This is a genomic window from Bacteroides sp. AR20, assembly GCF_964250605.1.
Lineage (GTDB): Bacteria > Bacteroidota > Bacteroidia > Bacteroidales > Bacteroidaceae > Bacteroides > Bacteroides uniformis.
Genome location: NZ_CAXUGK010000007.1, coordinates 80,470 through 96,594, shown reverse-complemented (window position 1 = coordinate 96,594; position 16,125 = coordinate 80,470). Strand labels below are relative to the sequence as shown.

Here is a 16,125-nt window from a genome sequence, read left to right as displayed (position 1 = left end):
CGGCATTTGCAACCGAAATGTCGGGGAATCTTTCATATTCCTCGTTCCCCTGATAAGGGGGAAGGAGGATGGGATTGCTAAAGGGATAAAACAAGGTTAGAACAATGCATCCTTCGTGTTGAAAAGTTTGCGTTCGTTCAGTTTCACTACCTTGCCGAATTTTTCCAGTCGCTTCAGGTCAATGTTCTTTGGGTTGCCCATGATGGAAATGCAGTAAGGTTTGTCTTTGATGTTCTCTTCGTAGAATTTCACGATGTCGTCAAAGGTCAGTGCATCTACTTTCGGCAGGTTTTCCTTTGCTGGGTCGTCTGTGTAGCCTCTGTAGCCCAAGTCTACCAGTTCCATGGCTTTGTTGCGGAAGCTGGGGTGACTGGTCAGCATGGCTTGGCGGAGGTAGCTCTTGATGTTGTCGATACGTTCCGGATTTTTCGGCATGTCGTTGACGAGACCCATCAGTACGTCCAATGCATCGTTTGCCTTGTCGTTCTGGGTACCGATGTAGCCGCGCAGATAGCTTGCTTTTCCGGCTATGCCTTGCGTGCCGACGAATGCATAGGCTGTATAGGCCATGGAGCGTTTTTCGCGGATTTCGTTCAGAACGATGCCGGTGAAGTCAAGACCGAAGTATTGGTTGAATGCGCTACGCAGCACGTCGTCCTTTTTGTCAGCCTTCTGCATCGGGATGTAGAGGTGGATTTGGGCTTGTTCTGCATCGTTGTTAGGCAGGAAGTAGACGGTGTTTTCGGTCACCGGCATCATGTCCTTTGCCTGTGGGGAGTTGGACGGGCGTTCGTTGGCCACCAATGGGAGGTTCTTGCTCAGGATATCGTATACTTGGTCGAAGGGGAGTGTTCCGGTGAAGAACACCTTTGCCTCGTAGTTGGAGGCGCGGTTGATGTCGCCCGTCAGTTCTGAAATCTGTAATTCGTAAATCTCCTTGTCGGTCAGTTCCTTGATGTAGTCTGATTTCTCTCCGTAGAGCATGTACTGCCGCAGTGCTTCGTTCAGGATGCTGACGTTGTCTTTGCGCTGCTGGCGCATACCCATTGCCGAACCTTTCAGACGTGCCAGTTGCTTTTCGTCCAGTTTTGGCATCAAAATCTGGCGTGAAAGTAGCTGGCAGGCTTGCGGCAGGGTGGCTTCGTAGCCCTCCATGATGATGTAGAGGTTGTCATCATCGGCTGTCACGTGGCAGGTTGCGTTCAGCTTGCTGAGTTCTTCTTTCAACTCTTGCGGTTCGTAGGCCCCCATGATGCCTGCGTTGTTCATCAACTGGGCGGCATAGCCAAGTTTTGGGAATTCGCGTTCACCGGCTCCGTATTGTACAACCAACTGGAATACGTTATTCTCCTTGTTGGGTGTGTAGTACATCTTTGAACGGTCGTTCAGTTGCTTGATTTGCACTTCGCCGTAGTCTGCGAATTTCTCCTCCATCTGTCCGATGGGCAGGTTTTTGAATTGTGTTGCATAGAGCGATTCTTTTCCTATCGGAGGTTCTACGGGTTTGTAACCCGGCTTCTCAATCTTGGCGTTCTTGTCAGGCTTTCCTTTTTCGATATATAGGGCCAGGTAATTGTCTGACAGATATTTCTTGGCTACTCGCTTGATGTCGTCAGTGGTGATGGCCATAATCTTGTCCTTGTAATTGAGTATGTCGCCCAAGTCCTGCTCGTTGTAGAAGGCGTTCATCAGTATCATGGCCTTGTCCTCGTTCGACTCCATTTCCAGGTCGAACTGGCGGCATTTCTCGGCTTTGATGGCATCAATTTTCCAGTCCTCGAATTCTCCGTTGGCGATTTGCTGGATGGCTTTCAAGGCTTTCTTTTCGGCGCTCTTGGTCGACTCGAAACGGCGCTGGTTTTCGTCGTAGAGGGGAATGGCCGCTACGATGGCGCGTCCTTGTTCGCGGAAAGTACGGGTGTAGGCTCCGGCGCTGGTCAGTTCACCGTCCAGTACCAGCTTGTCCATAGTTCCGGTCTGACTGTTGTTGTTCAGCAGTGCCAGAGCGATGTCCAGAGCGTCTTCGTCGGGATGTCCGGCAGGTACTCCATTGAATACCATTGCCACTTGCGGGTAGAATCCTACTTTAGCCGAATACTGTTTGCGGCCCTTTATTTCGAGGTTCTGGTAGACCTTGCGCTCGGGTGCGGGCTTAGCAGCCAGACGTCCAAAGGCGGCATTGATGCGTCCGCTGATTTGTTGGGCTTTGATGTTTCCTACGAGTACCAGTACCATGTTTTCGGGGACATACCATTGTTCGTAAAATTCAATCAGCTTGCTCAGGCGGGGATTCTTCAGATGTTCGGGCAGGCCGATGATGGAACGGGAGTAAGGATGTCCCTCAAAAGCTTTCTCCATCACGAACTGGTTCTGTGCACGTCCCTGGTCATCTTGTGAACGGTTATATTCTTCGTACACGTTTTCCAGCTCCGACTGGAAGGAACGGAATACGGGATGCAGGAAACGTTGTGAGGAGATTTCCAGCCATTTGTTTATCTGATAGGCAGGGAAGGAGCTGTGATAGAAGGTCCAGTCATAGTAGGTGCCTGCATTCACCCCTTTGGCACCCATGCTTTCCATCAGGTTGGAGTATTCGTTGGGAAGTCCCAATTTTCCAGCTTTGACGGTCAGCTCATTGATTTCCTTGCTGATGGCTTCTTTTTTTGCCGGGTCGGCTTCTTCGGCCATCTGGTCGTACTTGGCGATGATTTCCTTGTAGATCGGTTCTTCTTCCGTCCAGTTCAGCGCGCCTATCTTGTCTGTTCCTTTAAACATGACGTGCTCCAGGTAGTGTGCAAGTCCCGTGTACTCTTCGGGGTCGTTGATGGAACCGGCACGTACGCCTACCAGTCCGAACACGTCCGATTTGGATTCATCTTCCCATATATATACGGAAAGACCGTTCTTCAGCTTGAACGCCTTCAGTCCTTGTCCGAAGGAGGGCAGGGAAATGATGAGGGCAGCCAGCAGAAGAAGTGACTTAAATTGAAATGATTTCATAAAATAAAGTGTTTTTATGTAATAAAAGTGTTTTCCTATATGTAGGCAAAGCTATAAAAAAATCACGTAACATTTACGAAATCTTCGGAAAAATGATGGTTTTCAGTATATAATATCACCCGTAAACTATCAGAGAGGGGGTGTAAACTGTCAAATGATAGTTTTCACCCCTAATAAAAACCGTATTCCGTCCCCCGGGGCTTCAAATCTTCCTTATACTTGCAATCGTAAAACCTAAACCATTATTAACTATTTAAAAATTGAGCAAAGTATGAATACTTACAGTTTTAGAAAAGATTTGCTTGCAGTGCAAGAAGAACTGCTTCGCTTTGCATACAAGTTGACAGCCGACCGGGAAGAAGCGAATGATTTGTTGCAAGAGACATCTCTCAAGGCTTTGGATAACGAAGACAAATTTGAACCCGACACCAATTTCAGAGGTTGGATGTATACCATTATGCGCAACATCTTTATCAATAATTACCGGAAAATAGTTCGCGAACAGACTTTTGTGGACCAGACGGACAATCAGTATCACCTCAGCATGCCCCAGGACTCTGGTTTTGCCAGTACCGAGGGTGCCTACGACCTGAAAGAAATGCATCGCATCGTCAATGCCCTTCCACGCGACTATAAAGTCCCTTTCTCCATGCATGTGTCCGGTTTCAAGTACCGCGAGATTGCCGAACGCCTCGGCCTTCCGCTCGGAACGGTGAAAAGCCGCATCTTCTTTACGCGCCAGAAGTTGCAGGATGAATTGAAAGATTTCATCTGATAATAATTTGATAGTAGCAATATGATATATAACATATTGCTTCTGATGAATTTTTAAGGGTTATTCTTGACTATATGTCAGAATAATCCTTTATATTTGTATATGTTAAGTTAACCGAAGGAAAATCTCTTATTATTGACTATGATGAAAAAGGAAATTAAATTCAGTCTTGTTTACCGGGACATGTGGCAGTCGTCCGGTAAGTATCAACCCCGGGTAGACCAGTTGGTACGTATTGCTCCGTTGATAGTTGAAATGGGTTGTTTTGCACGCGTTGAAACAAACGGAGGAGCTTTTGAGCAGGTAAACCTTCTGTATGGTGAAAATCCCAACAAGGCTGTACGCGCCTTTACCGCACCTTTTAGGGAAGCAGGCATACAGACGCATATGCTCGACCGCGGGCTAAATGCACTGCGCATGTATCCCGTTCCGGCAGATGTGCGCCGGCTGATGTACAAGGTGAAGCATGCCCAGGGTGTGGACATTACCCGTATCTTCTGCGGATTGAACGAGACGCGGAATATAATTCCTTCTATCAAATATGCTCTGGAAGCGGGCATGATACCGCAGGCTACGCTCTGCATCACGTATTCTCCCGTCCATACGGTGGAATACTATGCCAGTATTGCCGACCGGTTGATTGAAGCCGGGGCACCTGAAATCTGCTTGAAGGATATGGCGGGCATCGGACGTCCGGGTATGCTGGGACAGCTTGTCAGAACCATTAAGGAGAAGCACCCCGATGTGCTGATACAATACCACGGGCATAGCGGTCCCGGACTTTCCATGGCTTCCATTCTCGAAGTCTGTGAGAACGGTGCCGACATCATCGATGTGGCGATGGAACCCATGTCGTGGGGCAAGGTTCATCCGGACATCATCTCCGTGCAGGCCATGCTGAAAGACCTGGGTTTCCAAGTGCCCGACATAAACATGAAAGCCTACATGAAAGCCCGTGCCATGACGCAGGAGTTCATTGACGAGTTCTTGGGTTATTTCATGGACCCCACCAATAAACATATGTCCTCACTCTTGCTGAAGTGCGGTTTGCCGGGTGGCATGATGGGCTCCATGATGGCCGACTTGAAGGGAGTGCATTCCGGCATCAACATGATACTGCGCGGTAAGAACGAGCCGGAACTCAGTCTGGACGACCTGCTCGTCATGCTGTTCGACGAAGTGGAATATGTATGGCCCAAGCTGGGTTATCCTCCTTTGGTGACTCCTTTCAGCCAGTATGTGAAGAATGTGGCTTTGATGAACCTCATGCAGCAGGTAAAGGGAGAGGAGCGTTGGACGATGATAGACAACCATACGTGGGACATGATTCTGGGCAAGAGTGGACGCCTCCCCGGTACTTTAGCGCCCGAGATAGTGGAACTGGCTAAGTCCAAAGGCTTTGAGTTCGTGGATACGGACCCGCAGCTGAACTACCCGGATGCTCTGGATACATACCGGAAAGAGATGGACGAAAACGGTTGGGAATATGGCGATGATGACGAGGAACTCTTCGAGCTTGCCATGCACGACCGGCAGTATCGCGACTATAAATCCGGCGTTGCCAAGAAACGTTTTGAGGATGACCTGCAGCGTGCCAAGGATGCGGCGATGGCCAAAAACGGATACTCGGAAGAAGAAATCAAGAAGCTGAAGCGTGCCAAGGCAGACCCGATAATCGCGCCTTCCAAGGGGCAAGTGCTTTGGGAGGTTTCCGTCGAAGGTCCTTCTTCTGCTCCTTTCATCGGACGCAAGTACCAGCATGATGAGGTGTTCTGCTACATCTCTACGCCGTGGGGCGAATACGAGAAGATATGGACCGGATTTACCGGACGTGTGGTGGAAGTCTGTGCCAAGCAAGGGGATGTGGTCAATAAAGGGGATGTGATTGCTTATATCCAGCGAAGTGATATTTTTGCATAAAGTGGAGGATGACTGTTTTTCAGTCATCCTTTATCATCCAGCCATTTCTTGATGGTTTCCTTCAGCACTTCTTGAGTGAAGGGTTTGGTAAGGAAGTCGTTGCAACCTGCTTCCAGGGCAGCTTGCTTGTCGTGCTCGTAGGCATAGGCCGTAAGGGCGATGATGGGGATGTCCGGTACCAGTTCACGGATGATGCGAGTGGCGTCGATTCCGCCAAGGTTGGGCATTTTCATGTCCATCAAGATGAGGTCGGGGTGGACTTCCTCGAACATCGTTACGGCTTCCATGCCGTCTTTGGCATGTTTCAGCCGATAGAGTCGGCCTAAAATGGCGTTAATTAGGATGAAGTTGCTTTCTGTATCTTCGGCAATCAGGATGGTCTTGGAAGGAGGGGTAGGGAGTGCTCCGACCTCTTCATTCTTCGGGGAATCTCCGGGGGCTGCATTTTTGCCCCTCTGCTCTGTGGAGTGTGTCTCTGCTGTCGTTTCCTGGTTGTCCTCTTCTTTCTTTTCCGCCTCTGTTTTGCTGGTGGATTCCAGCGGGAGAACAAAAGTAAATGTGGTGCCTTTACCCACCTCTGAAGTGACGGATATGTTGCCACCCAGACGTTCGATGATGGTTTTGCAGATAGAAAGTCCCAATCCGGTGCCCTGGGCAAAGTTGTTCACCTTGACGAAACGTTCGAATACCCGGTCCACCTTGTCCGGTGCAATGCCCATACCCGTATCGGTGACGTGGAATGCTACATACTTGCCTTCCTGGCGATACCCGTAACTGATGTGCCCGGTGGTGGTGAACTTGAAGGCATTGCCTATCAGATTGGAAATGACCTGGAAAATCCGGTTCTTGTCTCCGTCAATCACGATATTCTCGTCAGAGGGTTCGTATATCAGTTCCACTCCTTCGGGACAGCGGAAAATATGTGCGTCGTGTATCTCCTTGCAGAGTGGATGGAGGCGTACGGGCGTGATGGTGAACTCCACGATGCCCGATTCTATTTTTGATAAGTCGAGGATTTCGTTAATGAGCTGGAGCAGGCGTTCGTTGTTCGATTCCACTATTTCGTAATAGCCTAGCCGTTCTTCCTCGTCGGTACTTTCGGCAATAATTCGTGAGAAGCCTACAATGGCATTGAGCGGTGTGCGTATCTCGTGGCTCATGTTGGCGAGAAAGGCAGATTTGAGCCGGTCGGAGGTCTCGGCTTTCTCCTTGGCTACGAGCAGTTCCCGTTTCATCTGTTCCATTTCCGTGATGTCCCATTCGATGTTCAGCAGGATGGGGGAGAAGTCGTTGCTTTCAATCTTCATCTTCCGTTTGTCCAGATAGATGGGATTTCCGTTTCCGTCGCGTTCTTCCGCAATCCAGTGCATCTCTTTGCCGGTTCTGGCTATTTCGATGTCTTGCGCCCTCTTTTCCTGGGCAGTATCCAGGGGATAAAAGTCAAAGTCATCCTTTTCCAATGCCTCTTGTATGGGGATTTCGCGGTTATATGATTCGCGGTTGCGGTAGAGGTATTTGAAGTTGTTGTTGATGTCCTTCACAACAATGCCTGCCGGGAGGTTTTCGATGATTTTGTCCAAAATCTGGTTGAACTGTTTGATTTGCTGCTCATGCCGGATGCGTGTCGATACGTCTCTTCCGAATGTCCAGATGGTTCCTTCCCCTTTGTCGCTTGTCACCCAATAAGCGTTTCCTTCAATGGCGAGTACTTCCGGACGCTTGGGCAGCGGATGGTAGACGATGTATCCGTGGTTCGTCTCTCCACGTTTGACACGGTTGGCAAACTCTTTCCAGGATGTTTCATCCCTGCCGTATGAGGGCAGGTCGTATATCTTCATCCGGGTGATGTCTTGGCCATTACCGATGCCATGCCGTTCCTTGAAGCAACGGTTGCAGAATATCAGCGTGCCGTCTTCGTGTGCCGAATAAATGTCCTCGGTGGAGTTGTTGATGGCATGTGTCAGCAGATTGATGTCGTTGCGCCGTTTCTGTATGTCGGTAATGTTCTGTATGTATCCTTCTATAGTGACATTCCCGTCTTTCTGCCGTTCGCGGGCAAACGCTTTGAGGCGGATATAGAAAATGTTTCCTTTGAGGAAGATGCGGTAGTCCACGCTGTTTTCCATCTTGCCTTTCAGATTCTCTTTCATCCAGCCGGTAAAGCTTTTCCGGTCTTCAGGAAGGATGAGTTCCAGATAATTGTCCATATTGATGTGCTGCACCTCTTCCGAACACATGATACCCGTATGGCCTGCATAACAGAATATGCGGGTCTGGGTATCGTATTGCCAGTTTCCGATGAGGGCGGCCTTTTGTATTTCGTTGAGCTCGTGGTTTTTCTTTTCGAGTTCCAGTTTGCGCTGGCTGCGTTCTGTGATGTCGCGGTACTGGCAGAGGACCATGCCGTCGTACGGGTACATGATGCATTTAAAGTAATAGGTAGTGTGACCCAGTGTCATTTCGTAATTATGGACTGAACGTACCTTTTGCGTCAGTACCTTCTTGAACTCCGGATATACTTGGTAGTAAGTGGACGGCGGTATCAGTTGGAACAGATTCTTGCCCAGCAGCTTTTCTTCCTTCATGAACCAAAGGTTTACATTGTGCACTGCGATGTCCATGCAAATGCCGTCCCGGTTCAGAAGGAGCATGGTATCTGACGTCAGCTTCAATAGTCTCTCGGCGTTTTCAGCTTGTTTCAAAATGTTTTTCATTCTTACAGTATTAGTTTCATGCCCTTCTGGCCTTCTCCCATGCGCCGCTTGCATTGCCTTTGCGCTTGTGCAGGTAGTTGAATCCTCGTATGACGTTGACGTTCATGAAGAGGAAATAGTAGGGGATGAAAAGTATCTTGTTTTTTATATGCTTCATTGAAAGGTAGTACCCCCAACTTCCCATGAGGTAGAAAAGAGCTTGTAACAGCCAGATGATGGCATACAGTAATGGCGTGCTTGTCGTAAAGATGAGAATTGTGTTGAGGGGAAGCAATAGGAACAATAGGATAGGAGTGAGCGACCAGCGCAGCACCCGGTGGGAAATATATTGGAAACAGAATGTGCCGTAACGGAATGGGTTGAGCAACGGACGCAGCCGCCAGATGGACTGCAAGCCCCCGGCAGCGATGCGCACCTTGCGCTTTTCTTCCTCGCGCATGTCTGCCGAGCCGCTTTCTACGGCATAGGCATTGGCACAATAGGCAATGGTGTGTCCCTGCATGACGATGCGCAGGGAGAGTATGAAGTCGTCGAGCAGCGTATCTGTCTGCATTTCCTCGAACAGCTCGCGGCGCACGGCAAACAGTTCACCCGCTGCGCCTACTGCCGAATAGAGGCGTGCGTCGAGCGCTTTGAGGGTGGATTCGTATTTCCAGTATAGCCCTTCTCCCCCCGAGGCAGCATTGTCCTTGCTTTGCACGGCGATACGTTTTTCGCCTGCCACGCATCCCACTTTAGGGTCGGTGAAGGCGTGCACTATCTCCCGCAGGGCTTCGCGGTTGAGGTGAGTATTGGCATCGGTGAACACGACAAGGGGCGTTTCTACGAAATGTATACCGCGGTTCAGGGCGGCTGTCTTGCCTTGGCGTTGGGGTTGGTGGAGGACGATGGCTTGCGGCCAGTGGGAGAGGCGTTCGTTGGTATGGTCGTTGCTGCCGTCGGTCACCCAGAGGATGCGTAGCTTGTCGGCGGGATAATCCAGCTCCAGGCAGTTGTGCATTTTTTCATCCACTACATCTTCTTCGTTGTAGGCGGCGATAAATAGCGTCAATGGGGGTAAAGCATCGTCGGCAGGCATCGGACGGGGCGCAGGCTTACGGAAACATTCTTTTATCTTGACCAGGATATATAATAGTATACCATATCCTATATAAGTATAGAACACTATGAATAAACTTATCCAGAAGAGTACTTCAAGGGCTTTCATGTATCCGCTCGTTTGCTTTCTTTTTTGATAAAAAGAAATGTGATTGCCAAAAGTATGGATAATCTTTTACCGATGCAAGAAAAAGAAAAGAAAAATAAAATGTTTGTTTCTCAAGGTGTTCCGATGTTATAAGGAAGTGAGCTTCCTATAGAGGTGAGCTTGAATAACCTTGTGAGTGAGAGGCGATTAAAGGCTTTCAATCATCATTCTCCATAGGAAAGGGATGGGCAGGTAGGCAGGGCGTTACTCAAAACGCTTCTGTCATATTGAAGTAAAACAACATCTGGTTGTTTACCGTGTTTTTGCCTAAATCCAGGCGGACGTTCATGCGTGGCTGTACCTCAATGCGTAGACCTACACCATAGTTGGGCAGTACACCCTCTATCTTGCCGGGAGTGGGGCCCATGAAGCCGCAGCCGGTCCAGGCTACAAAACCTATGTGGTTGAGCATCCGCTTCACCCAAGTGCTGCGGTCGGTATTGAGCATCTGTCTGTACTCTGCCATGACCACATGCGAGGACTTGTCGCGATATTGCCCCATGTAGTAGCCGCGCAGGTCGAAAGGCGTTCCGGTGAGGGCATATTGCGTCAGAGGGACGTCACCGAACACGTTCTTGGTCTGTGCCGTCCACGCGAGCACCCTGCGCTTGCCCAGTGACTTGTATTGGCGGTAGTCTATCTCTAGGCGGTAGAAGGTCTGGTCGCTGCCGATGAACTTGGCGTACATCATGCCGCGGAAATCCAGATACATACCACGGTAGGCGTTGGCAGGGACGTCACGGCTGTCGTATGTCAGCAGGAAACCGAGGCCGGAGTTGAAGTTGTTATAGCCATTAGCCGTACCGCCTGCCTCTTTGTACGAGGGTTCGTCCACCAAGAACTTGCCGGGCTCCGTCAAGTGGTCGTAATTGATGTCGATTTGAGGTCCGGCAAAGATATTGCTGTTGCCCAGTCGGAAAAGGAACCAGGGGTTGATTTGCACGCCGCTGTACCGGTATTTGCTGGTACTGTCGCTTCGTACATAATCTTTATTGGTATTATAGCCGATGCCGTAAAAGTTTTCTTCCGTATTTTTATAGCTGAACTTTCCGAAGATACGGAAACGGTCGCCCTTAAAGAAGAGTTGCGGTTTGGAGAAGAGATTGATGCCACCGTTGAACATGAAGGCGATGGCCATGGGCACTACGGAGCGCAGCTGCGTGGTGTCGCTGGGGTTCATACGGAAGGTCATTAGGGCGCTTCCTCCCAGCACGGCACCGAAGTCGGGGGTGTAGCTGGGTCCGCCCAGAATATTGTAATGCAGATTCCGACGCGCTACCTTTTGCTTGCGTAGTTCTTTTTTGGTCAGTGCAGGAACGCTGTCGTTTGTGGCGGCCGCAGTCTGTTCCTGGGCATAAAAGGTGGTGGCGAACAGCACCAGTGCGATAATGCTTAGTATATATCTTTTCATGTCGTACGAAATGTGGGTGCAAAGGAAACTATTTTATCCCGAATAGTTTTCACTGTAATAGATAATAAATCTAAAGATGTCACTAAAATTATCAAAAAAGACATTACTTTTGTCTGCTTCACGAAGCAAGACATCAATAACTAAAAACACATAATCTGAATGAAGAAACGATTTTTATCTGTAATTGTTCTGAGTGCCGCACTGCTCTCCGTGCAGGCACAAGAGGGAAAAGGGGGTATCAGCCCCGAAATGCTTGGACAAATCAAGCAAAGTTATCAAGGCACGGCTGCCGACAAGGCGCTCCGCAATGCCATAGGCAATAATGACATCCGTAAACTGGCACTCAACCAGGAGAATATGCAGGGCATGGATACCCACTTCTCCATCAAGGTAGAATCCAAAGGTATCACCGACCAGAAGTCGTCTGGCCGTTGCTGGCTGTTTACGGGGCTGAATGTGATGCGTGCCAAGACCCTTGCCGAATACGGTTTCCAGTCTTTCGAGTTCTCCGAAGTCTATCCCTTCTTCTGGGACCAGTTGGAGAAGGCAAACCTCTTCTTGCAAGGCATCATCGACACCTCCAAGAGTCCCCTGACTGATAAGACCGTGGAATGGCTCTTCCAGCATCCGCTGAGCGATGGGGGTACCTTTACCGGTGTGGCCGACATTGTTTCCAAATACGGCCTTGTTCCCAAAGATGCCATGCCCGAAACAAACAGCAGTGAAAATACCTCCCGCATGGCCAACCTCATCTCTCTGAAGCTGAAAGAGTATGGTCTGCAACTGCGTGACATGGCTGCCGCCGGTGCCAAGCCCGAAGCTCTGGAGAAGGAGAAAACTACGATGCTCGGAACCATCTACCGCATGCTGGTGCTGAACCTCGGTGTACCTCCCACGGAGTTCGACTATGTCCGCCACGATGCCAAGGGTAATCCTGTGGAGACAGAGCATCACACTCCCATGTCTTTCCTTGAGAAATATGGAGACAAACAACTGCTGACCAACTACGTAATGCTGATGAACGACCCCAGTCGCGAGTATTACAAGTGCTATGAAATAGACTATGACCGCCATCGTTACGACGGCAAGAACTGGACTTATGTCAACCTGCCCGTAGAGGACATCAAAGAGATGGCCATTGCCTCCTTGAAGGACAGCACCATGATGTACTTCTCTTGCGATGTGGGCAAGTTCCTGAACTCCGAACGCGGTCTGCTTGATGTGAAAAACTATGACTACGAATCACTGATGGGCACCACCTTCGGGATGGACAAGAAGCAACGTATCCAGACTTTCTCCAGTGGCTCTTCCCACGCCATGACCTTGATGGCCGTTGACTTGAACAAAGACGGAAAGCCCGTAAAATGGATGGTAGAGAACAGTTGGGGAGCCGCTTCCGGTTATCAGGGACATCTCATCATGACCGACGAGTGGTTCAATGAATACATGTTCCGTCTGGTAGTGGAGACAAAGTATGTTCCCGCCAAAGTGATGGAACTGTTTAAACAAAAGCCCGTCTGCCTGCCGGCATGGGACCCGATGTTCGCTGAAGAAAAGTGATGATAAGGATTAGGGGTTAGGGATTAAGGATTAGTGGGCTGCACTATGATTCCGCAGGGTATTAATCCCTAATCCTTAACCCCTAATCCTTGTTCTCGTGTTCGTTAACGAAAGGGATTACGGAAATTTCTCCGTAATTCCTTTCTTTTTTACTCTTTATTCACGTTCTTTTTTGCTACTTTTGCGGCAAATTAATGAAACCATTATTTTAAATAAACGCATGGCAAATGTAATTAAGTTACGTAGAGGCCTTGACATCAACCTGAAAGGCGCTGCTGCCCAGGAACTTGTGTCTGTTAAGGAACCGGGATTCTATTCGCTGGTTCCCGATGACTATACAGGCATCACTCCGAAAGTGGTGGTCAAAGAGCAGGAATATGTGATGGCCGGGGGACCCTTGTTTATCGACAAGAATCATCCTGAATTGAAATTTGTTTCGCCCGTTAGCGGCGTAGTGACAAGCGTGGAGCGTGGTGCACGCCGCAAGGTGCTGAACATCGTCGTAGAGGCTGCCACTGAGCAAGACTATGAGGAATTCGGCAAGATGGACCCGTCCAAGATGAGCGGCCAGCAAGTAAAAGAAGCTCTTTTGCAAGCAGGTATGTTCGCTTTCATCCGCCAACGTCCGTACGACGTTATCGCTGATCCGACGGTAACTCCGAAAGCTATCTTCATTTCGGCTTTCGACAGCAATCCGCTGGCTCCCGATTTTGAATTCGCGCTGAAGGGAGAAGAAGCAAACTTCCAGACGGGACTCGACGCTTTGTCAAAGATGGCAAAGACGTATCTGGGTATTAGTGTAAAACAAAAGTCTGCTGCTCTTGTGCAGGCAAAGAACGTTACCGTAACAGCTTTCGACGGACCACATCCGGCAGGCAACGTGGGTGTACAGATTAACCACATCTCTCCGGTAGTGAAGGGTGAAACGGTCTGGACCATCAGTGCCGAAGCCGTACTCTTCATCGGACGTCTGATGAATACCGGTCGTGTGGACATGACCCGTACGGTGGCTGTAACGGGTTCCGAAGTGTTGAAACCCGCTTATTGCAAGCTGAAAGTCGGCGCTCTGTTGACGAACGTTTTCAAAGGTAACGTGACTACCGACAAAGACCTCCGCTACATCAGCGGCAACGTGCTGACCGGTAAGAAAGTTTCTCCGAACGGCTTCCTCGGCTCTTTCGACAGCCAGCTGACCGTTATTCCCGAAGGAGATGAAATCCATGAAATGTTGGGTTGGATTATGCCGCGTTTCAATCAGTTCAGCGTCAACCGCTCTTACTTCAGCTGGTTGATGGGCAAGAAGGAATATGTGATAGATGCCCGTATCAAGGGTGGTGAACGTCACATGATTATGTCCAACGAATACGACCGCGTATTTCCGATGGACATCTTCCCCGAATACTTGGTGAAAGCAATCATTGCAGGTGACATCGACCGTATGGAGGCTCTGGGTATCTACGAAGTAGCTCCCGAAGACTTCGCTCTCTGCGAATTCGTATGTTCTTCCAAAGTGGAAGTGCAGCGCATCGTACGTGCAGGGCTCGATATGCTTCGTGCCGAAATGGCATAATCGGGGCGTATGGCAAATCGTAAATTGTAAATCGTAAAATCGTAAATATATTAATGAAAGCGTTAAGAAATTATCTCGACAAGATAAAGCCGAACTTTGAGGAAGGCGGCAAATTCCACGCATTTCGTTCGGTGTTTGATGGCTTCGAAACATTCCTGTTCGTGCCCAATGCCACTTCGAAATCGGGAACGCATATTCACGACTCCATTGACAGCAAACGCATCATGTCGATGGTGGTCATTGCGTTAGTACCGGCGCTGCTGTTCGGTATGTATAACGTAGGTTACCAGCATTTCCACGCTACCGGTGCTGCCGGAGGCTTCTGGGAAATGTTCATCTACGGTTTTCTGGCTGTATTGCCAAAAATCATTGTATCTTATGTAGTAGGTCTCGGCATTGAGTTCGTAGTGGCTCAGTGGAAGAAGGAGGAGATTCAGGAAGGCTTCTTGGTTTCCGGTATCTTGATTCCGATGATTGTTCCGGTAGACTGCCCGTTGTGGATTCTGGCGGTGGCTACTGCATTCTCTGTAATTTTTGCTAAGGAAGTATTCGGTGGTACGGGTATGAACGTGTTCAACGTAGCTTTGATTACCCGTGCATTCTTATTCTTTGCTTATCCTACGAAGATGTCCGGTGATGCCGTTTGGGTATCGGGCGACAGTATCTTCGGTCTGGGACAGTCGGTAGATGGTCTGACGGTAGCTACTCCGTTGGGTGCAGCCGCTACCTCGGGCGCCGTTCCGGAGTTCTCCTGGGACATGGTGACCGGCCTTATTCCGGGTTCTATCGGTGAGACAAGCGTTATCGCCATCGCTCTGGGTGCCATTCTGCTGTTGTGGACGGGTATTGCAAGCTGGAAGACGATGTTCTCCGTATTCGTAGGCGGTGCCTTCATGGCATGGGTGTTCAATGCAATCGGTCCCGACACTCCGATGGCACAGATGCCTTGGTACGAACACCTCGTGCTGGGCGGTTTCTGCTTCGGTGCCGTGTTCATGGCTACCGACCCCGTTACATCGGCACGTACAGAGACCGGTAAGTATATCTTCGGATTCCTGATTGGTGCTATGGCTATCATCATCCGTGTGCTCAACCCCGGTTATCCCGAAGGTATGATGCTTGCCATCCTGCTGATGAATATCTTCGCTCCGCTGATTGACTACTGTGTGGTACAGGGTAACATCAGACGTCGCGAGAAACGTGCAATCAAGTCTAACAATTAAATACCGGAAAAGAAATGAATACCAATAGTAATAGTTATACTATCATTTATGCTTCGGTAATGGTTGTTATCGTTGCATTCCTGCTGGCATTCGTAAGTTCTTCCTTGCGCGAGACGCAGAACAAGAATGTGGAACTTGACACGAAGAAGCAGATTCTTGCTGCACTCAACATCAAGGACGTGAAGGATGCCGAAGCTGAATATAATAAATATGTAAAGGGCGATATGCTGATGAACGTTGACGGTACTCTGACAGAGAATACCGGTGCATTTGCTACCGCTTACGAGAAGGAAGCCAAAGAAAATAACCGTCTGCACGTATTCGTGGCAGAGGTTGACGGTGAGAAGAAATATGTATTTCCCGTTTACGGTGCCGGTCTTTGGGGCGCTATCTGGGGATATGTTGCGCTGAACAGCGACAAGGATACCGTTTATGGTGTTTACTTCTCTCATGCCAGTGAGACTCCGGGTCTGGGTGCCGAAATCGCCAGCACGCATTTCCAGGGAGAGTTCCCCGGAAAGAAAACGTTGGAGAACGGCGAGGTAGTCCTCGGTGTTGTGAAAAACGGTAAGGTAGAGAAACCTGACTATCAGGTGGACGGCATTTCCGGTGGTACCATCACTTCTGTAGGTGTGGATGCCATGTTGAAGGCTTGTCTGAGCAGCTACAAGAACTTTTTAACTAATAATAATGAGGAGGAATAAGA

10 protein-coding genes are annotated in these 16,125 nt (G+C 49.4%); 6 read left to right on the top strand and 4 right to left on the bottom strand.

Going from position 1 to position 16,125, the window contains the following annotated elements; translation table 11 throughout:
• Positions 1-96: 96 nt before the first annotated feature.
• Entirely contained in the window at positions 97-3,000 is a 2,904-nt protein-coding gene (locus tag ACESTD_RS05910; protein WP_005828298.1) for a pitrilysin family protein, read from the bottom strand.
• Positions 3,001-3,271: 271 nt separating this feature from the next.
• Between ACESTD_RS05910 and ACESTD_RS05905 the strand changes: the two genes are divergently transcribed.
• Together ACESTD_RS05905 and ACESTD_RS05900 are read left to right on the top strand one after the other, a co-directional pair.
• Positions 3,272-3,775, top strand: a complete 504-nt coding sequence (locus ACESTD_RS05905) for an RNA polymerase sigma factor (protein WP_005828302.1) — start codon at positions 3,272-3,274, stop codon at positions 3,773-3,775.
• Between the two features lie 144 nt (positions 3,776-3,919).
• A complete protein-coding gene (locus ACESTD_RS05900; RefSeq protein ID WP_025835515.1) occupies positions 3,920-5,695 on the top strand; it encodes a biotin/lipoyl-binding protein in 1,776 nt (591 codons plus the stop codon).
• Positions 5,696-5,718: 23 nt separating this feature from the next.
• Here ACESTD_RS05900 and ACESTD_RS05895 read toward each other — a convergent pair whose 3' ends face one another.
• The 3 genes from ACESTD_RS05895 to ACESTD_RS05885 all read right to left on the bottom strand — a co-directional run bounded on the left by ACESTD_RS05895 (position 5,719) and on the right by ACESTD_RS05885 (position 11,066).
• Positions 5,719-8,409 (bottom strand): ATP-binding protein, encoded by a 2,691-nt coding sequence (locus ACESTD_RS05895; RefSeq protein WP_117589049.1) that lies wholly within the window; start codon positions 8,407-8,409, stop codon positions 5,719-5,721.
• A 16-nt stretch (positions 8,410-8,425) separates the two neighbouring features.
• The gene (locus ACESTD_RS05890) at positions 8,426-9,616 is read right to left on the bottom strand and encodes a glycosyltransferase family 2 protein (RefSeq protein ID WP_005836447.1); all 1,191 of its coding nucleotides are present in this window, start codon (positions 9,614-9,616) and stop codon (positions 8,426-8,428) included.
• A 247-nt stretch (positions 9,617-9,863) separates the two neighbouring features.
• Positions 9,864-11,066: a BamA/TamA family outer membrane protein gene (locus ACESTD_RS05885; RefSeq protein ID WP_005828308.1), complete on the bottom strand. Its 1,203-nt coding sequence runs from the start codon at positions 11,064-11,066 to the stop codon at positions 9,864-9,866.
• 159 nt (positions 11,067-11,225) lie between these two features.
• Between ACESTD_RS05885 and ACESTD_RS05880 the strand changes: the two genes are divergently transcribed.
• From ACESTD_RS05880 to ACESTD_RS05865, 4 genes are all read left to right on the top strand, one after another.
• A complete protein-coding gene (locus ACESTD_RS05880; protein WP_005836449.1) occupies positions 11,226-12,626 on the top strand; it encodes a C1 family peptidase in 1,401 nt (466 codons plus the stop codon).
• Between the two features lie 220 nt (positions 12,627-12,846).
• Positions 12,847-14,196, top strand: a complete 1,350-nt coding sequence (locus ACESTD_RS05875) for a Na(+)-translocating NADH-quinone reductase subunit A (protein ID WP_005836451.1) — start codon at positions 12,847-12,849, stop codon at positions 14,194-14,196.
• Between the two features lie 53 nt (positions 14,197-14,249).
• Entirely contained in the window at positions 14,250-15,419 is a 1,170-nt protein-coding gene (locus ACESTD_RS05870) for an NADH:ubiquinone reductase (Na(+)-transporting) subunit B (RefSeq protein ID WP_373158721.1), read from the top strand.
• A 14-nt stretch (positions 15,420-15,433) separates the two neighbouring features.
• Complete coding sequence (locus ACESTD_RS05865; RefSeq protein WP_005828316.1) at positions 15,434-16,123, top strand: Na(+)-translocating NADH-quinone reductase subunit C; 690 nt, start codon at positions 15,434-15,436, stop codon at positions 16,121-16,123.
• The last annotated feature ends 2 nt before the right edge of the window (positions 16,124-16,125 follow it).